The organism is Enterobacter sp. CGMCC 5087, from assembly GCF_003144775.1.
Classification (GTDB): Bacteria; Pseudomonadota; Gammaproteobacteria; order Enterobacterales; family Enterobacteriaceae; genus Enterobacter; species Enterobacter cloacae_M.
On the sequence record NZ_QFXN01000026.1, the window covers coordinates 52,021 to 72,055 of the forward strand.

General features: G+C 58.9%; 9 protein-coding genes. 4 read left to right on the forward strand and 5 right to left on the reverse strand.

Annotated features, from left to right (window positions below):
• Window positions 1–26: 26 nt before the first annotated feature.
• A complete protein-coding gene (locus DEO48_RS02120; protein WP_109844217.1) occupies window positions 27–989 on the reverse strand; it encodes a LysR family transcriptional regulator in 963 nt (320 codons plus the stop codon).
• Window positions 990–1,067: 78 nt separating this feature from the next.
• On the opposite strand from DEO48_RS02120, the gene DEO48_RS02125 reads away from it, so the two are divergent.
• From DEO48_RS02125 to DEO48_RS02135, 3 genes are all read left to right on the forward strand, one after another.
• Entirely contained in the window at window positions 1,068–1,544 is a 477-nt protein-coding gene (locus DEO48_RS02125) for a GNAT family N-acetyltransferase (RefSeq protein WP_023311653.1), read from the forward strand.
• A 124-nt stretch (window positions 1,545–1,668) separates the two neighbouring features.
• Window positions 1,669–2,337 (forward strand): epoxyqueuosine reductase QueH, encoded by a 669-nt coding sequence (locus DEO48_RS02130; RefSeq protein WP_109844218.1) that lies wholly within the window; start codon window positions 1,669–1,671, stop codon window positions 2,335–2,337.
• Window positions 2,338–2,456: 119 nt separating this feature from the next.
• A complete protein-coding gene (locus tag DEO48_RS02135; RefSeq protein ID WP_023311651.1) occupies window positions 2,457–2,729 on the forward strand; it encodes a YqjD family protein in 273 nt (90 codons plus the stop codon).
• A 29-nt stretch (window positions 2,730–2,758) separates the two neighbouring features.
• Here the strand turns inward: DEO48_RS02135 and DEO48_RS02140 are convergent, their stop codons facing one another.
• Window positions 2,759–4,222, reverse strand: coding sequence for an EAL domain-containing protein (locus DEO48_RS02140; protein WP_109844219.1), 1,464 nt, complete (start codon window positions 4,220–4,222; stop codon window positions 2,759–2,761).
• Window positions 4,223–4,497: 275 nt separating this feature from the next.
• Between DEO48_RS02140 and DEO48_RS02145 the strand changes: the two genes are divergently transcribed.
• Complete coding sequence (locus tag DEO48_RS02145; protein WP_109844223.1) at window positions 4,498–5,382, forward strand: MarR family transcriptional regulator; 885 nt, start codon at window positions 4,498–4,500, stop codon at window positions 5,380–5,382.
• A gap of 35 nt (window positions 5,383–5,417) precedes the next feature.
• Here the strand turns inward: DEO48_RS02145 and DEO48_RS02150 are convergent, their stop codons facing one another.
• The 3 genes from DEO48_RS02150 to DEO48_RS02160 form a co-directional block, all read right to left on the reverse strand.
• A complete protein-coding gene (locus DEO48_RS02150; protein ID WP_029740549.1) occupies window positions 5,418–6,593 on the reverse strand; it encodes an HlyD family type I secretion periplasmic adaptor subunit in 1,176 nt (391 codons plus the stop codon).
• A complete protein-coding gene (locus DEO48_RS02155) occupies window positions 6,590–8,770 on the reverse strand; it encodes a type I secretion system permease/ATPase (RefSeq protein ID WP_045354899.1) in 2,181 nt (726 codons plus the stop codon). The genes DEO48_RS02150 and DEO48_RS02155 overlap by 4 nt, the downstream gene beginning before the upstream one ends.
• Before the next feature lie 176 nt (window positions 8,771–8,946).
• Window positions 8,947–20,035 (reverse strand): Ig-like domain-containing protein (locus tag DEO48_RS02160; RefSeq protein WP_146198228.1); only part of this gene is annotated, 11,089 nt, incomplete at its 5' end.

Genomic DNA, 20,035 nt, shown 5'->3' on the forward strand with positions numbered 1-20,035 from the left:
TACTCATTTTACGAGGCGCTGCAGTGTCAACCCGGCGACATCCTCTCCTGGGAGCCGGACAGCCCGGAATGACGCGCCTGCGCCAGCGTTTGCAGCTCCTCCTTAAGCCAGCGGGTCGCCCCCCGCTGGCCGCTGCGTTTATGCGAGTAAATTTTCACCTCAAACGTGCGTATCGAAAACGGTAAAGGAAAAATCCTCAGTTCCGCTGCCGCAGCCAGCTTCTCAGCGGCAAAACGGGGGATCGCCATCAGCAGGTCGCTTTCCGCAACGATAAACGGCGCGCTCAGCATCGACGGCGTTTTGATCGCGATTTGTCGGGTATAGCCCAGTTGTTCCAGCCGCACGTCCAGAACGCCCTGCTTCTCATTCCATGGCGTCACCACCAGGTGTCGGGCCGCGAGATAATCCTCCAGCGTCAGACGCGTCCGCCGCGCGTTGCTGATGACCACATACTCATCTTCAAACCAGTCGATCTCTTCCAGCTCCGGGTGCCGGATATCATCCTGAGTGCTGAACCCCAGCGCGAGATCCACTTCGCCCGCCAGCAGTTCCGTCAGCGCCGGGCTGTGCGGCAGATAGCGCAATTCGAAACGCAAACCCGGGGCAGCAAGCTGCAGTTTGTGCATCAGCGCCGGGAAAATGCACAGCGCGGTAAAGTCCGTAATCCCAATTTGTAAGCTTTCGGTACTGCTGGCCGGGTCAAACTCCGGCTGCGGGGTCAGCTCATGATTGAGGAACGACAATGCGGAAGCAATGGAAGGCGCAAGCTGAGTGGCATACACGCTGGGGGACATGCGATGCCCTTCGCGAAAAAAGAGCGGGTCATTAAGGGTGATGCGCAAACGCGACAGCGCATGGCTCAGTGCCGATGTGCTCATCGCCAGCTCGTCAGCGGCCAGCCGAACGGAACGGTGGCGGTAAATCGCGTCGAAAACGGGCAGCAGGTTTAAATCAAGACGCCTCAGTACCGGATGCATAATATTCATCATTTGTTGATTTCATTGCACTTAATTCTTCGGACAATACTCCGTATGCTTAACGCCATCAATCGAAACACAGGAAAAACAATGAGCATCACCATTCGTCAGGCCCGCCCCGAAGATGCAGCGGCAATATACGCCATGATCTACGAGCTGGCGGTGTATGAAAAAGCGCCGGAAGAAGTGGTTACCACGCCGGAGGAGATCCGGGAAACGCTCTTTGGCGCAGGCACAAAAACCGAAGCGTTGATCGCGGAGTTTGACGGAAAGATAGCCGGCTATGCCGTGTTCTTCACCAGCTACTCCACCTGGCTTGGACGCAACGGGATTTATATGGAAGACCTGTACGTTTCTCCGGATTATCGCGGTAAGGGCGCGGGAAGAGCGCTGCTGAAACATATCGCGCAGCTCGCGGTAAAACGGCAGTGCGGCCGCCTTGAATGGAGCGTTCTGGACTGGAACCAGCCCGCCATTGATTTTTACCTGAGCATAGGCGCGCTGCCGCAGTCCGAATGGGTTCGCTATCGTCTTGATAGCGACGCGCTGCTGAAATTTGCCGAATAGCGACACGTGGTACCGGAGAAGATCCCGCCCTGCGGGATCGCTCTGTCCTGCCTTTGTCCCGCCTCAACAGATTCTGAATTTATGCTACCCTTCCATAAATTTCATAAACATATTGCAGAACGCCATGACGACCCCCCCTTTTATCCGCCCACAACTTTCCCTGCCAGACGGTGCCGACAGGTTGCTGTTGCATTCCTGCTGCGCCCCCTGCTCGGGTGAAGTGATGGAGGCTATCCAGGCGTCGGGGATTGACTACACGATTTTCTTCTACAACCCCAATATCCATCCGCAGAAGGAATACCTCATTCGGAAGGAGGAAAATATTCGGTTTGCGGAAAAGCACGGCGTGCCGTTTGTTGATGCCGATTACGACACCGATAACTGGTTTGAGCGCGCGAAAGGCATGGAATGGGAACCCGAACGTGGCGTCCGCTGCACCATGTGCTTCGATATGCGTTTCGAGCGTACGGCGCTCTATGCGGCAGAAAATGGATTCAGCGTCATCAGCAGCTCGCTGGGGATCTCCCGCTGGAAAAACATGCAGCAGATAAATGAGTGCGGCCAGCGTGCTGCCGCGCGCTATCCGGGTATGGTTTACTGGGACTATAACTGGCGTAAACAGGGCGGCTCCTCTCGCATGATTGAGATCAGCAAGCGGGAGCAGTTTTACAAGCAGGAGTACTGCGGGTGCGTTTATTCACTCAGGGACAGTAACCTGCATCGTAAGTCTCAGGGACGCCCGCTGATTCGTATCGGGAAACTGTATTACGGTCAGGATGACAATGAGAAATAACGGGTTCCCGGTATAGAGATATATCCGAAAACAGCCCTGACGTGTACCGAATTTAGCCTTATGTCTCCCACATCCAGAAAGAGCGGCTATCCTTTAATTATCAACAAAAGGAGGTAAAAATGTCTGATTTCGGTACTGATAAAAACACCCAGTTTGCTGAAGATAAAGCAAAAAATAAATTTGACGAGCTTGCAGGTTCAGCGCAGCAGCAGTTTGGTGAATTCGTCGATTCACCAAAGCATCAGGTAAAAGGTGCGGCTAAAAAATATGCCGCACAGGCCAGCGATGCCGTTTCCGACGTTACTGAAGCTGTCAGAAATAATCCCCTCACCGGCCTCGTCGCAGCGGGTGCGGTCGGTATTGTTCTCGGCCTGCTGCTGGGTCGAAAATAATAAAAGGCCCTTCGGGGCTTTATTTTTTCTTAGCTAAAAATCCTGACCATGCGGTCTAACTCTTCCTCTTTTACGGCCCGCGATAAATAATATCCCTGAAAGTTTTTGACGCCCAGCGCGACTAATTTTTCAAACTTTTCTTCACTATCAACCCCCTCCGCAATACAGTCCGTTCCGGTCATGTCGCTATAAATCTGTATCGCTTTAATCAGGTTATAGTCATTGTCGTTTGCCACAAAATGCTCAACGATGTCCCGATCCAGCTTAAGACCATCAAAATGCACCTGCCGCACCGGGAACATAGTTTGATGATTAGAGAAGCAGTCATCCAGGAACAATCGACACCCCGTATTACGCAAATGCCGCATGGTTTCAGGGATCCTTTTGTCCTTCGTCACGTCAATATCTTCGGCGAATTCAAAGACCAGCTTCTCAGCCCACTGCGGTTTGAGCAGCATGTCGATAGCTTTCTTTGCCATATCAGGCAATGCATTCCCGGAAGCCAGACGAGGCGGAATATTCACAGAAAAATAGTATTTACCATTATACTTATTAATCCCGGACACGGCGGCATGAATAACTAGCGCGGTAATTTTCAACCATATCTCATGATTTGAAATATCCGTGAGAAAACTAGCTGGCTTCACAATTTTACCGTTTTTATTCCAGCGGATCAGTATCTCAAAGCCTACGCCTTTTTTGTCACGATCGGTAATGATCTGATAAGCAGGGAAGATCTCTTTTTTATATAATGCATTAAAAATCTCTGCTTCCTTATCCGTAAACTCCGTATTTTGACTCCGCCGCTTGATACTTCTTTCGGCATTAAAATTGTGCGAATCATGTAACCACCGCTTAATTAAGCGTAATTTCAGCACGCCTTCCTTACGGTGCGTATAAACCGTTTTATTAGAAAGTCCCATTTCATCGCACATTTCTTTTACGGACATGCCGCGGTAGAAATTTAATAAAACGTCAATCTCTCTTTTTGTTAGCCATTTTACGTTGTCTTGCGAAGAATTATCCTTGTAGCGATCGCGTAATAAGTACGAACGATCTTTAAAAACATGATGGTGCGTTTGAGAACCAGTGACGACATCCGAAACGCGGGCTATGCGAATCAATGATAATTGATAACTATTATTTAAAAGAGTGCCCAGGGTGCGATATAGCCAGCCATCCGGTATGTCGCCATACAGGGTGACGCGTCGAATAACGGGAAGTGCATTGAGCACGGATGCCAGTCGCTTCAGGCTCTCCAGGAGACTGACGATACCTTTTCCGAGAAACACCACAATATGAGAGCTCTGATTTATAAGGATATTTTCCAGATCCTGTTGGGATGCCTCATCCCCGTCAAAGTGAATATGCGAAGCCTGTATTCCGTACTGGTTAAGGATCAGACGATATCCCTGGAACGTAAAACCGCAGGCGGAGATGACAAATTTATGTTCATCGTACGCCTCATTTCTGAGAGAAATTTTGTGGGTCATAAACTGCTCCTGGGCACTAAGGCGCCATTTCCATTTGTGAATACGTAAAATTTAACGCACCTGTTATAAACATTAATTTTACAGTACCGACTCAGGGTAAGAAACAGATATCAGCTCAACTCACAGGAACATCTTTGCGTTAATCACCGTCGTTTAAATGTACTTTTCTTTGCAAATAACAACGGCAAATATCTTATTCTCAGGGTATAATGAAAATTCCGAAAAGAAGAGTGGACACTTCATCTATCGGCTCATTCAAATACGAGAAAAATGCTATGGATAATCACATCTCATCCAGGGCCTTGCTACATCGAAGGGATGTTATAAAGAACAATCCGCGATTCGGTGAGGCAATATTAGAGCACTACACAATTAATGACACCATCTACAAAAAACAACCTTTGTTCTACAAGACAATGCTGCAGGAATCACGATTTAACATTATTCTCTCCATGTGTTGTTTTATTTTTGGAAATCAGGCCGAGTCAGTTTCAGAGATTAAAGATCTATGCTCTCGCTATAAAATAGCCAGCCCCAACAGCGTGATTGCGATCATTACGATACTGAGAACCACCGGGCGCATCAGGACCTGGCGCTGCACGGATGATCGACGCAAAACGAGAATCGCGCCAACTGAAAAAGGACTCAATGAACTTAAGCGTTATATGTCCGGCGCTTTTTTGCCCGTCAGCATTCTTTATCCGGCATTTAATATTAATGTTAATCTGCTGGATAATGATATTTTGAGAAACAACTTCTTCCGCCGCGCGGCTGAATATCTTTTTCGGGGATTAACGTTCAGAAAGGTGTTGCCTGAGGTGGGATTATTTATTGATAAAGATGGCGGCCGTATGATTATGCTTTATATCTATCTGCAGGCCATGAAAAATAAATCCGCTCACGGTGCGGTCATTGACTATTCAGCCAGCACGCTCGCAAAAGAATTTTTTGTTTCACGCATCCACGTCAACCGAATTATCAAATCGGCACAAGAGGCGGGATATCTTAAAGATCGTGGTGATGGTCGGATGTCGATATACCCGGCGTTTATCGACCTTGTCGAAAATTATGCCGGTTTATATTTTGCGTATGTTACGCATTACATCAACGTTGTGCCTAAAGAGCGACGCCACGCTCACAACGTGACGTCAACCGTATAATCCAGCAGGCGTTCGGAGTTCCGAACGCCATTCCCCTATCGTTCCCGCAGCGCCTCTTTTGCCTTGTTCAGCGGTTTCAACAGATAATCCAGAATGGTTTTGCTGCCGGTTTTAATATCAACGGTGGCAATCATGCCCGGAAAGACCGGAAATTCCTGACCCTGCTTATTGGTCAGATGGTTACTGTCGGTACGAATATAAACGCGATAGTAGTAGACATCCCTTTTCACCTCATCCTGCAGGGTGTCCGGCGAAATCATGGTCACTTCCCCTTCCAGCCCGCCGTAAATGGAGTAGTCATAGGCCGTAATTTTCACCAGCGCTTTCTGGCCGGGATGGATAAATGCCACATCGCGCGGCGAGATTTTCGCTTCGACTACCATCTGATCGTCAAGCGGGACAAGGCTCATCAGCTTGCCGTTCGGCGGGATAACGCCTCCCACGGTCGTGACGTCAATATCCTTCACGATCCCGCGAACCGGGGCATTGAAGGTCAGCCGGGTCAGGGAGTCCTCACGCCCTTTCATCACCGAACGCTGGGCCTCAATCTCCGCATTGGCTTTTGCCAGCTCTTCACGGGCGCGAACGTAATACTGGTTTTTCATCTCGGTGATTTTATTCTCAAGCTCATTTTTTTGACGCTCAAGACGTAACACCTCAACCTTGCTGGCCGCTCCCTGGGTCACTAGCGGTCGGGTTAACGACAGCTCACGCTGCACCAGCTCGGCGCCCTGACGCAACCCGGCCAGCCCTTTTTCGAGACTTTCACGACGGGACTGATAGAGCGCCGTTTCCTGTTTGACCAGCTCAACGTCGTCATCCAGCTCCTCCGGAAACGCGAGCTCCGTGTCGTTCACCTCGGCCTTCAGGCGCGCAGCGGTTGCCAGCGCCGCATTCAGGCGAGACTCGCTCTCCAGCACGCTCGATTCGGTTTTTGTCCGGTCAAGCTGCGCGAGCTGCTGGCCGCGTTCCACGATGTCGCCTTCGCGCACCATCAGGCTGTGGATGATGCCGCCTTCCAGAGACTGGATGACCTGCTCATGCGAAGACGGTATGACCTTGCCGCTGCCGGTCGTCACTTCATCCAGATGGAACAGGCTTGCCCAGGCGATAAACACCGCCAGCAGGGCGAACAGGGACCATGCCACCAGCGACGAGCGCGGCAGGCGCGGCTCCTTCAGTCGGCTATTGAAACGAGAGAAATCATTCATGCCGCGCCCTCCTCTGCAACCGCCGCCGGCTTCATGGTCACCGTACGCTGCGCGGCTTTCTGCGGCGCCATGCCGTGCTGGTGCAGGATCGCATCGCGCGGGCCGTCCATCACCACCTTGCCGTTTTCCAGCACGATGATGCGGTCGACCAGGTCCAGAATCGGCAGGCGATGCGTCGCCACCACCAGCGTCCGGCGTTTACCCAGCCATTTGTGAAGATGCTGAATAAACTGCTTCTCGCTCATTTCGTCCAGCCAGGCGGTAGGCTCGTCCAGCAGCAGGATATTCGGCGAGGTAATCAGGGCACGCGCCAGCAGCAGCGCCTGACGCTGACCGCCGGAGAGGCCAGCCCCGCCCTCGTTGATGATGTAGTTCAGCCCCATTTTCTGTTTACGCACAAACTCCAGCGCGCCGCTGTTCACCAGCGCCTGATGAATCTCATCGTCGGTGGCTAACGGGTTCCCCATCAGGATGTTGTCCCGCACGGAGCCAAAGAACAGCCGGGCCTGCTGGCTAAGCAGCTGCATGTCGCGGCGCACGTCGGCCGGGTCCAGATGATTGAGGGCGATATCGTCGAGCAGGATGCTGCCCTGCTGCGGCTCCTGCATGCCCGCCAGCAGCTGTAACAGCGTGCTTTTACCGGAGCCGTTGCGCCCGAGCACCGCCACGCGCTCTCCGGCGCGGATCTGCAGCTTGCTGATGTTGAGCACGGTGAGTTTCTCTTCCTCGTCGTAATAAAACCCGACGTCCTCAAGCGCATAGTCGCCGCGCAGGTGGGCTTTATGCACCTTCTTGCCGTGCTGCGGATCGTCAATCGGGCGCTGCATCAGGTCGTCCAGCCCCTTGCGCGCCACCTTTGCCGACTGCCAGCGCGAAAGCACGCCTGAGATCTGCGACAGCGGCGCGATGGTGCGCGACGCCAGAATCGAGGTTCCCACCAGCGCACCGGTAGTCATGTCGCCGCTGATGACCAGGTAACAGCCCACCAGCAGTACCACCGCGTAGACGATGGACTGCACCTCCTGCGTCCATGTCAGCAGTAATCCCGTCAGCCAGCGCTGCTTCATGCCGACGCTGGCGGCAACGTCGTTGGTGTTATTCCACTGGTTCTGGAAACGCTGCTCGGCGCGCATCAGCTTGATGTCTTCAATGCCCTGCACCGCTTCCACCAGCGTGGCGTTGCGGATGGCGGATTCACGCATCCCTTCGCTGGAGAGTTTCCCCAGCGGGCGCTGCACCAGCAGGCCGGGGATGAGCAGCAGCGGAACGGCGAGCAGGACCACCAGCACCAGCGGCCCGCCAATCATCCACAGAATAAAGACGAACAGCAGGAAGAACGGCAGATCGGAGATCGCCGCGATGGTGGTCGAGGTGATGAGCTCGCGCACCGACTCCAGCTCGCGGATCTGCGCGATAAAGGATCCGGTTGATTTGGATCGCGCGCCGTTTTTAATCCGCAGCGCGTGGGCAAACACGCGTTCAGAAATGCGCAGGTCGGCGCGCTTCCCCACCACGTCAGAAATATGCACGCGCAGCATGCGCATGATGAATTCGAACACGATGGCAATCATCACGCCGCCAAACAGGACCCACAGCGTGGCTTCCGACTGCGACGGTACCACCCTGTCGTACACCTGCATGGAGAAAACCATGCCGGAGAGCGCCAGCACGTTGGCAACCAGCGCCACCAGCATAATGTCGCTGTAGCGTCGCCAGTCCTTCAGAGCCAGCTGCCAGAACCAGTTTTTCTCATAGGGTTTGATGTAGTCGTCCACGCGGGCATCCGGCGTGGATTCGAGCGGGCGCAGCACCATCAGCCCTTTTAACCGCGCCCCGAGTTCGTCACGCGTCAGCGTGGTCTCCAGCCCCGCGTCGCCGCTAAACTGCAGGCTGACGTTGCCTTCGCTGTCCATGCGGTTAATGACCGCGATTTGTCCGCCGGTGAATTCCGCCAGCAGCGGCAGGCGCCACGGATCGAGGGATACCGCTTCAGCCGCCACCATACGCATCCCCAGCCCAAGCTGGCGCGCCATCTCCTCCAGCACCAGCTGGCGCGGAGACTGGCTTTCATGGTTAATCGTGACCCGAACATGCTCCGCTGAGAAATCCAGCCGGTAGTGCTTCGCGATGATGAGCATGCCCTGCAGCCAGGGTTCGTACTGTGGATGTGTCTTCATAATGCTACGTCCTGTCCAGAGCGGTAATTTCGCACTGAAATGATACCTTTACGGAATGATTAAAAATCGAACACTCTCTAAACGAGCCCGCAAAATAATCTTGTGAAATATAGGGTTATCGCTATTCATGTAAAGAAACGCAAAAGGCCGCGAGGATCGCTCCCCGCGGCGTTGTTTTACGCAATTAACAGCTGATGGTTCGCCAGCAGCGTTGCCAGATCCGTCTGCACGCCGTTCAGCGTCACCAGCGTGGTTGGCGAGAACTGACCGCCGGTACCGTCCAGGTCAACCTGGATCTCGGTATTGCTGCCGTTTTGCACCACGCGGATGTAATCGCTGATATTGCCCGCGCTGCTGTCCAGCGTGGCCACGCCGTTCACGTAGCTCGCCGAGCCCGTGCCGGTATAGCCGCTGCCGGAGAGCAGATCGCGCAGGTCAATACGATCCGTGTCCGCTGTCCCTTCCCAGGTACCGACGGTAAAGCCGTTCACCACGTCGTGACCGTTACCGCCCGTCGCATCGGAGGCGTTAATCAGCTTGTAGAGCAACGTATCGTGACCGCCGCTGCCGATGTTGAAGGTGTCGTTTCCGCCGCGCCCTTCGAACTGGTTATCACCGCTGTTGCCGGTAATGACGTCGTCGTAATCCGAGCCGTTGATGCCCTCGATGTTCAACAGTCGCGTGGTACCGAATCCGGTGTTCTGAGCGGTTGAGAGGCGCAAATCAACGGTCACGCCGGAGGTCGCATTGCGGTAATCCACCACGTCCATCCCGCCGGTGTTGCTCCAGGTGTCGTAGTCGGAGTGGGTATTCCAGCCGCCGGAGCCGTTGTAGGTATAGGTGCCATCCTCTGCAATGAAGGTGTCGTTATACCCGGTCCCGGTGATGGTCCCGCTGTGGCCGCCGGTGGCGGCTTCGGCCGTCAGGACGTAGCCCTCTTTGCCGTTGCCCGCCTCCAGACCGCTCCAGGTGACGTTATCCGACACGCCGTTGGTGATCTTCAGGATCTCGGCCGAATAGGTTTCATTCGGATCCAGACCGTAGAAGCTCACCAGCGCAGAGGTATCGTTCGACCCGATACCGGACTGGGCGTTGATGATCTGCGAGGCCACCAGCACGCCCGCGGCGTTGTACAGATTGACCGTGTTGCCGTAGTAGGCGTTGATGCCCTCGCTGTCGACAATGTGCAGGTGCATCGCGGTGCCGTCAGCAATGGTTTTGCTGTTTTGCACCAGCACCACCTTGCCGTTCTGCTGAGAGACCAGCAGATCCTGCGCGCCGTCCCAGTTGTAGTCCACAGCCGCCACGCCGGTCGCGTAGGCAATACCGGACGCCAGCTGGCTGGAGGTCCAGGTGGAACCGTAGCCGCTGTTGGTGAACAGGGTCGCCGTCTGCGAGCCGCCGTAGGTGCTGAGCTTGATGATGTCCATCTGCCCGTCGCCGTTCCAGTCCACCGCCACCGACAGATAGCCTGCCGTGGCGTTAGAGGCTTCCACCGCGCTCTTGGTGGCAGAGAGCTTCCCGGTACCGTCGTTGTAGTAAATCACCCCGCCGTTGTTGTTGTAGCTGCTGCCCAGGTACAGATCCATGTAGCCATCGCCGTTGAAGTCCGCCCACGTCATGGACGCCGCCGTGGTGGTATTCGAGGCGTTGACCACAAACACGTTGGTCAGGTTCTGACCGATAGAGAGCGTGCCGTTACCGTTGTTGTTGATCACGGTTAACGAGTACGCGCCGCTGCGGTTGGTGTGCTGAACAATATCCACCGTGCCGTCGTTGTTCAGGTCAACCCCGGAAATTTCGCGCCCGGAATCGAACTGACCGTAGAACCCGCCTTCCCCGCCGGTGCCGTCCGGCGACAGAACGCCGTTGTTGTTCACCAGGTAGGTCAATGAGTCCATACCGGCATCGCCGTACGCCAGATCCAGATAGCCATCGCCGGTTTTGTCGTAGGCAATCACGCCGCCGTACCAGATGGTGGTGCCCATCGCCAGCTGGCTGGCGTTATAGGTGCTGCCATCGTAGGTCCACATCACCTGCGTTGATCCGGCGTAGGTATTTTCCGTCGCGAAGATATCCTGCGTGCCGTTACGGTCAAAGTCGGCGGCGGTCTGGCTCACCACGTAGTAGCCGCGGGTGTTGGTCAGCGCATTTCCGGCATAGGTCGAGCTATCGCTGCTGGAGTATGACTGGCCGTTAGCAATGATATTCCACAGACCGCTGCTGTTCATGCCGAGGGTCATGGTGGAGTTGTTGCTGTTCCCCGCCGTGGTTGCCCAGTCGGTATTCACCGAGGTGGTATCAATCACCAGGCTGCCGGTCGCCGTACCGGTTGTATTGCCGTTACCCGCGCTGCTTTTCACCTGCGCCGTCACGCTGTAGCTCGACACGCTCAGCGCATCGCCGTCCGGGATCTGCAGATACCAGGTGTTGTGATCCGGATCGACCACCACCGCGCCGCCGGTCTGGGAGGTGTAGGTTTTTCCGTTCACCGTAACCACCAGGTATTCACCGTTCACCAGGTCAGCGGAGACGGTACCGCTGACAATCGGCGTGGTGTCCGACGTGGTCTGCGCGGTAATCGCCGCCGTGGTGGTCGGGATGCTGGTATCGACGTTCAGCACAAAGCCGTCCGATTCCGTGTAGTTACCGGCCCTGTCGGTGACGCGCACAATGTAGGTGTGGTTGCCGTCGCTGAGGCCGTTGTCCTGGAAGGACCAGCTTGCGCTGCCGTTCATGGTCACCTGGCCGAGCAGGACCCCGTCACGATAGAGCTGCACAATTTCACCGTCGTCCGGGGCGCGGTTAAGCGTACCGTTGATCAGCGGTGAGTTATCGTCGGTTGCCACCGCGCTGCCAAAGGTGCCCTGACGCTCGCCTTCACCGTCGGTATAGCTCACTACCGTGCCTACCGTCGCTGGCGGCGTGGTGTCCACCGTCACCACCTGAGAGGCGGTGGAGCCGACGTTGCCCGCCTGGTCGATAATCCGCACCTGGTAGGTGTAGTCCCCGTCAGCCAGATCGCGGGTATCGGTGTAGCTCCAGCGCTGGTTGGTGACCGTGGTATCGAGCCAGGTGTTCCCGCCGTCCAGGCTGATCTGCACGCGCTCGTCGTTTGCCAGCGCGCTGCCCAGCGAACCGTTGATGGTCAGCGTGGTGTCCATGGTGATGAAATCACTCCCGGACTGGCCGGTATCTTCGCTGATGCTGTCGATGGTGACGCCGTACTGCGGCGCCTGCGTATCCACCGTCACCGCCTGCGAGGTGGTTGCCCCGACGTTCCCCGCCTGGTCAACTACCCGCACCTGATAGTTATGGCTGCCGTCGGTCAGGGTACGGGTATCGCTGTAGCTCCACTGCGTACCGCTGACGGTGGCGTACACCCAGGTGCTGCCGCCGTCCATGCTCACCTGCACGAATTCACCCGCGCCAGGCTCTGCGCCGAGCGTTCCGTGCAGCGTGTACGAGGTCGAACTGGTCAGGAAGTCGTTATTGTCGAAGCCGGTATCCACGGTGATGTTATCCACGGTCACCGTAATCGCCGCATCCGGGGCGACCGTATCGACGGTCACCTGCTGATGGGCGCTGGCCCCCACGTTGCCCGCCGCATCCACCACGCGAACGTAGTAGTCATAGGTCTGGTTACCCAGCGTGCGGCTATCGACGTAGTACCAGCTGTTGCCGGTGACGATCACGTTCTGCCAGGTGACGCCGCCATCGATGCTGATCTGGGCATACTCGCCGTCGGCCAGCGTCGCGCCGAGCGAGCCGTGCAGCGTCAGGGACGTATCGTTAGTGACAAAGTCGCTGCTGCTCAGGCCGGTATCGTCGCTGATGCTGTCGATGGCGATGGTTTTGCTGGCGTCCGGCGCAACCGTATCAATGGTCACCACCTGGCTGGCGGTGGCGCTGATATTGCCCGCGTCGTCAATCACGCGCAGCTGGTAGTTATAATCCCCGTCGGCCAGCGTGCGGCCATCGACATAGGTCCAGCTCAGGCCGCTGACACTCACATCGGTCCAGGTAACGCCGCCGTCGAGGCTGATCTGAGCGTGGTCGCCGCTGCCCAGCGCCGCGCCGAGCGTCCCTTTCAGGCTGATCTGGCTGTCGCTGGTGATAAAATCGCTGCCGGACAGGCCCGTATCCTGGGTGATGGAATCCACGGTAATGGTCGTCGCCGCAGGCTTCGTCAGGTCAATCACCACGTCCTGGCTGTCCGTCGCCCCCACGTTGCCCGCGTTATCGATAACGCGCACCTGATACTGATACGTACCGTCCGTCAGGGTGCGGCCATCGGCGTAGCGCCAGGTGGTACCGGTTACGGTCAGCTCAATCCAGGTGGTGCCGCCGTCGAGGCTGATCTGCGCTTTCTCGTTATTGCCGAGCTGCGCGGTCAGCGAGCCGTTGACCACCACCTGAGCATCGTTGGTGATGAAATCACTCGCGCTCAGGCCGGTGTCGTTTTGCAGCGAGTCAATGCTGATGCCCATCGACGGCGCGGTGAGATCCACGGTGACGCTGTGGTTATCGCTGGCGCTGTTGCCGATGGCGTTGCTCACCTGCGCGTTAATGACGTACGAACCGCCGTCCGCCAGCGCGGTTACGTCTGCGCTGCCCACCGTATAGCTCCAGCTGCCGTCAGCCTGGACGGTCGCCGTGTAGGTTTTACCGTTCAGCGTGATGGTCACCGTCTGGCCCGCCGGGGCGTCGGTGGTACCGCTGACAATCAGCGGCGTACCGTGCTCGGCGGCGTTGACGATATCATCCTGCGCAAAGGTGTTGATGGTGATGGTTGGGACATCGCCGTTCAGCGTCACGTCGTGCGTTGCGCTGCCCGGGTTGCCCGCCTTATCGCTCACCGAAGCGGTGATGGTGTAATCCCCGTCGCTCAGGCCGAGGAAATCACGGCCCGGCACGAAGACCGACCAGGATCCGTCCGCCCCGACGGTCGCCTGATAGCTGTGCCCGTTGAAGGAGACGGTCACCGTCTGGCCCTGTTCCGCCGTGGTGGTGCCGCTGATGGTCTGGCCCGCCAGCTGCTCCGCGTTGTTGACGATATCGTCATCGGCCACGGTGCTGATGGTCACGGTTGGCGCGACGGTGTCTACCGTTAAGGTGTGCGTGGTCTGGCCGTTATTACCCGCTTTATCGTTGACCGAGGCGGTCACCGTCAGCGCGCCCTGGCTCAGCGCAGCCAGATCTGCCGCCGGCACGTCGAGCGTCCAGGTGCCGTCGTTTGCCACGGTTGCAGTGTAGGATTTGCCGCCCAGCGTCACGGTGACGGTCTGACCCGCCTCCGCGCTGGAAGAGCCGCGCACAGTCAGGGGCTGCTGTGCTTCAAGCGCGTTCAGCATGTCGTCACCCGACAGCGTCGCAATGCTCACGACCGGCGCGGTGATATCCACGCTGATGCCGTGCGTCGCCGACGCGCTGTTGCCCGCGCTGTCCTGCGCCGACACGGATACCTGATAGCTCGCGCCATCGGCCAGCGCGCCTACGTCGGCGGCCGGAACGGTGGTCGTCCAGCTGCCGTCGCTCTGGATGGTGGCCGTATAGCTCTTGCCGTTCAGCGTCACGGTGACCTGCGTACCGCTGGCGAACTGGGCGCTGGAGCCGTTAATCACCAGTGGCGAACCGGCTTCAGCCGCGTTAATGACGTCATCTCCGCTAACGGTGTTGATGGTCAGCGCCACGGAGGCGGTGTTCACTACCACATCGTGGGTCTGGGTGCTGCTGTTGCCCGCGCTGTCGGTAATGGTCGCGCTGAGGGTCACGGTGCCGTCGTTCAGCGCGGAAATCACGCTGGCCGGCACGCCCACGCTCCAGTTACCGCTAGCGTCAACGGTGGTGGTGTACTGGTTCGAACCGATGGTGATGACCAGCTTATCGCCGACGCTCGCGCCGGTTGCGGTGCCGCTGACGATCTGCGCCTGCCCGTGCTCCACGCTGTTAATGACGTTATCGCCCGCAACGTCGTTAAAGCTGACGGTCGGCGGCGTGGTATCAAGCGTAATCGCTTTGCCCGCGCTGCCCGGGTTACCCGCGGCGTCGCTCACGCTGACCTGCACGGTGTAGCCGTTATCCGCCAGTGCGGACAGGTCTGTGCCCGGCACGTTCACGCTCCAGACGCCGCCCTGCTGCACCTGCGCGGTATAGCTCTTACCGCCCAGCGTCACGGTGACCGTCTGACCGACTTCCGCCGTGGTGGTGCCGGAAATGGCCACGCCCGCAGCCGCTTCGCTGGCGTTAATCACGTTATCGCCTGCGACCGTATCGATGGTCACGGTTGGCGCGGTGGCGTCCACGCTGTACTCCCGGCCCGCCGAGGCGCTGTTGCCGTGCGCGTTGGTGACGCTCACCTGCACGCTGGCATCGCCGTCTTTAAGGCCCGCGAGATCCGCAGACGGCACGGTGGCCGTCCAGTTACCGTCAGCATCCACCTTCGCGGTGTACGTCTTGCCGCCGAAGGTGATGGTAACGGTCTGGTTTTCCTCCACGTTCGAGGTGCTGCCGGACAGCACCAGATCCGCGCCTTTCTCCGCCGCGTTAATCACGTCGTCGGTGGCAATCGCATCGATGCTGATAGCCACTGCTGACAGATCGACGGTCACGTCATGGCTGATGGTCACCGGGTTGCCCGCCGCGCTCTGGCCTGCAGCGGTCACGGTGACCGTGCCTGCTGCCAGGGCCCCGACGTCCGCCGCCGGGATTGCCGCGCTCCAGGTGCCGTCTGCCAGCACGGAGGCCGCATAGGTTTTGCCGTTGACGGTCACGGTGAGCGTGGTGCCTGCCGCCAGCCCGTCGCTGGAGCCGGTAACGATCAGGTTCTGCCCGTGCTCGATGCTGTTGATCACATCGTCGCCCGCCACGGTATCAATGCGCAGACCCGGCAGGCTGGCGTCTATCACGATTTCGCGCTCGCCCGCGCCGGTGTTGCCGTGACCGTTGGTGACGGATGCTGACACGGTCAAATCACCGTTGCCCAGCGCCGTCAGGACGGATTCCGGCACGTTAACGGACCAGGTGAGATCGCTCTGCACCGTTGCGGTGTAGCTGTTGCCGCCAATGGTGACAGTGACGGTATTGCCCGCTTCCGCGTTCGCTACCTTGCCGCTGATGGTCTGGCCCGCGGCCACTTCCGCCGCGTTGATGACGTTATCGCCCGCCACGGTGTTGATGGTGACGGTCGGCAGCGCGGTGTCGACCAGCAGGTTCGCCGTATTGCTGACGCTGTTGCCCACGCCGTTGGTGGCGCTCGCGCTCAGGGTGTAATTCGCTTCGCCCAGACCCGCCAGGTCCGCCGCCGGAACGGTCAGGCTCCAGGTGCCGTCTGCCGCCGTCGTGGCCGCGTAGTTTTTACCGTTCAGGTTTACGGTCACCACGGTGCCTTCCGCGAGGTTGGCGCTGGTGCCGCTGACGCTCAGATCCTGACCTTTTTCCACCGCGTTCAGCACGTTGTCGCCGCTGATGGCGTTGAACGCCACGGACGGCAGGCCGGTATCAACGGTCACGTTATGCGTGCCGGTGCCGGTGTTGCCCGCCGCGTCAGTGACTGACGCAGTGACGGTTACGGTGCCGTCGCTGAGGCCGGAAATCACGCTGGCCGGTACGCCCACGCTCCAGTTCCCCGCCGCGTCCAGCACGGTGGTGTAGGTCTGGCCGCCGATGGTCACGGTGACCTTATCGCCCGCTGCCGCGCCGGTGGCGGTGCCGCTGACGATATGCGCCTGAGCGTGCTCAGCGATGTTAATCACGTCATCGCCCGCCACGGTGTTGATCGTCACCGCAGGAACGGTCACGTCGACCGTCAGAGTGTGATCGACCGACGCCGGGTTGCCCGCCTTGTCGCTGACGCTCGCCGTCACGGTGACGCTGCCGTCGCCGAGCGATGCCAGATCCGCCGCCGGAACGCTCAGCGTCCAGCTGCCGTCCGCGCCTGCGGTTGTGGTGTAGTCTTTGCCGTTCAGCGATACGGTGACCGTCTGGCCCGCTTCGGCGGTGGTGGTGCCGGATACGGTCAGATCGGACTGCGCTTCTGCGGCGTTCAGAATATCGTCAGCCGCAAGGGTGTTGATGGTCACGGACGGCGCGGTCGCATCCACGCTGTACTCGCGGCCCGCCGAGGCGCTGTTGCCGTTGACGTTGGTGACGCTCACCTGCACGCTGGCGTCGCCGTCCTTGAGGTGTACCAGATCCGCAGACGGCACGGTGTAAGTCCAGTTGCCGCTGTCGTCTACTGTCGCGCTATAAATTTTGCCGTTCAGGCTGATGGTCACGGTCTGCCCGGCATCCACGTTGGTGGTCGCACCGGACAGCACCAGATCCGCGCCCTTCTCCGCCGCGTTAATCACGTCATCGGTGGCAATCGCATCGATGCTGATGGCAACGGTCGCCAGATCTACCGTCACGTCGTGGCTGATGGTAATCGGGTTGCCCGCAGAGCTGTCGCCGGTCACGCTGATTTTGACGGTGCCTTCCGGCCACGCGCTCACGTCGGTGGACGGGATCGCCGCGCTCCAGGTGCCGTCCGCCAGTACGGTGGCCGCATAGCCTTTACCGTTGACGGTGACGGTCAGCGCCGTGCCCGCCGCCAGCCCGTCGCTGGAGCCGGTGACGATCAGGTTCTGCGCGTGCTCGATGGTGTTGATCACGTCATCACCCGCGACGGTGTCGACGCGCAGGCCCGGCAGGTTAGCGTCGATAGCGATCTCGCGCTCGCCGGTGCCGGTGTTGCCGTGGCCGTTGGTGACGGTCGCCGTTACGCTCAGGCTGCCGTTGCCCAGCGCGGTCAGCACGTCGGACGGCACGTTCACGGACCAGGTCAGATCGTTCTGCACCGTTGCGGTGTAGCTGTTGCCGCCAAGGGTGACGGTGACGGTATTGCCCGCTTCGGCGTTCGCCACGGTGCCGCTCAGGGTCTGGCCTGCCGCCACTTCCGCCGCGTTGATGACGTTATCGCCCGCCACGGTGTTGATGATGACGGTTGGCAGCGCGGTGTCCACCAGCAGGTTCGCGGTGTTGCTCACGCTGTTGCCCACGCCGTTGGTGGCGGTCGCGTTCAGGGTATAGTTGGCCTGGCCGAGACCGGCCAGATCCGCTGCCGGAACCGTCAGGCTCCAGGTGCCGTCTGCCGCGGTTGTGGCCGTGTAGTTTTTACCGTTGAGGGTCACGGTCACCACGGTGCCTTCCGCCAGGTTGGCGCTGGTGCCGCTGACGCTCAGGTCCTGACCTTTTTCCACCGCGTTCAGGACGTTGTCATCGCTGATGGCGTTGAAGGCCACGGACGGCAGGCCGGTATCGACGGTCACGCTATGCGTGCCGGTGCCGGTGTTGCCCGCCGCGTCGGTGACCGACGCGGTGACGGTCACGGTGCCGTCGCTGAGGCCGGAAATCACGTTCGCCGGGACGCCCACGCTCCAGTTCCCCGCCGCGTCCAGCACGGTGGTGTACGTCTGGCCGCCGATGGTGACGGTGACCTTATCGCCCGCAGCCGCGCCGGTGGCGGTGCCGCTGATGATTTGCGCCTGGCCGTGTTCTGCGATGTTAATCACGTCATCGCCCGCCACGGTATTGATGGTCACCGCCGGGACGGTGATATCTACCGCCAGGTTGTGATCCACGGACGCCGGGTTACCCGCCTTGTCGCTGACTGATGCGGTAACGGTGACGCTGCCGTCGGTTAATCCTGCCAGATCGGCCGCCGGAACGTTCAGCGTCCAGCTGCCGTCCGCGCTGACGGTTGTGGTGTAGTCTTTGCCGTTCAGCGATACGGTGACCGTCTGGCCCGCTTCGGCGGTGCTGGTGCCGGAAACCGTCAGATCGCTCTTCGCTTCGGTGGCATTGAGAATGTCGTCCGTCGCCAGGGTATTGATGGTCACGGACGGTGCGGTCGCATCCACGCTGTACTCGCGGCCCGCCGAGGCGCTGTTGCCGTTCACGTTGGTGACGCTCACCTGCACGCTGGCGTCGCCGTCTTTCAGACCCGCCAGATCGGCCGCTGGCACCGTGGCGGTCCATTTGCCGTCGGCGTCTACCGTCGCGGTGTAGCTCTTGCCGCCGAAGGTGATGGTGACGGTCTGGTTTTCCTCAACGTTCGAGGTCGCCCCCGAGAGCACCAGATCCGCGCCCTTCTCGGCCGCGTTAATCACGTCATCGGTGGCGATGGCGTCAATGCTGATGGCAACGCTCGCCAGATCCACCGTCACATCGTGGCTGATGGAGACCGGGTTACCGGCGCTGCTCTGGCCCGCAACGGTCACGGTAACCGTGCCTGCACTCAGTGCGCCGACGTCCGCCGCAGGGATCGCCGCGCTCCAGGTGCCGTCCGCCAGCACGGTCGCCGGATAGGTTTTGCCGTTGACGGTCACGATCAGCGCCGCGCCCGCCGCCAGCCCGTCGCTGGTACCGGTGATAATCAGGTTCTGCCCGTGTTCGATGCTGTTGATCACGTCGTCACCCGCCACGGTATCCACGCGCAGGCCCGGCAGGTTAGCGTCTATCACGATTTCGCGCTCGCCCGTTCCGCTATTGCCCACCCCGTTCGTGACGCTGGCTGACACGGTCAAATCACCGTTGCCCAGCGCGGTCAGCACGTCGGACGGCACGTTCACGGACCAGGTGAGATCGCTCTGCACCGTTGCGGTGTAGCTGTTACCGCCAATGGTCACGGTCACGGTGTTGCCCGCTTCGGCATTCACCACCTTACCGCTGATGGTCTGGCCGGCTGCCAGCTCCGCCGCGTTAATGACGTCGTCACCCGCAATGGTGTTGACGATCACGCCCGGCAGAACGGATTCCACGTTCACGGTGTGCGACGTGCTGGTATTGTTGCCGACGCTGTCCGTCGCTGAGGCGGTGACGGTATAAAGCGCCTCGCCCAGCTGACCGACCTCGTTCGCCGGAACGGTAGTCGTCCATTTTCCGTTATCGTCCACCTGCGCGCTGTACGCTTTGCCGTTCAGCATCACGGTCACCACCGCGCCTGCCGCCAGGCCGGAAGCCGTACCGGAGATCGTCAGATCCTGGGTTTTCTCGGCGTTGTTGATCACATCGTCACCGGAAACGGTGTCAATGGTCAGCACCGGCGCGGTCAGATTCACCTCCACGCCGTGCGTGGCGCTGTTGCTGTTGCCCGCTTTATCGGTCAGCGCCGCTGTAATGGTGTAATCTCCGGCGGCCAGGGCGGTTACGTCCGCCGCAGGCACGCCCACGCTCCAGTTGCCTGAGGCATCCAGAGTGGCGGTGTACGATTTGCCGTTGAGGGTG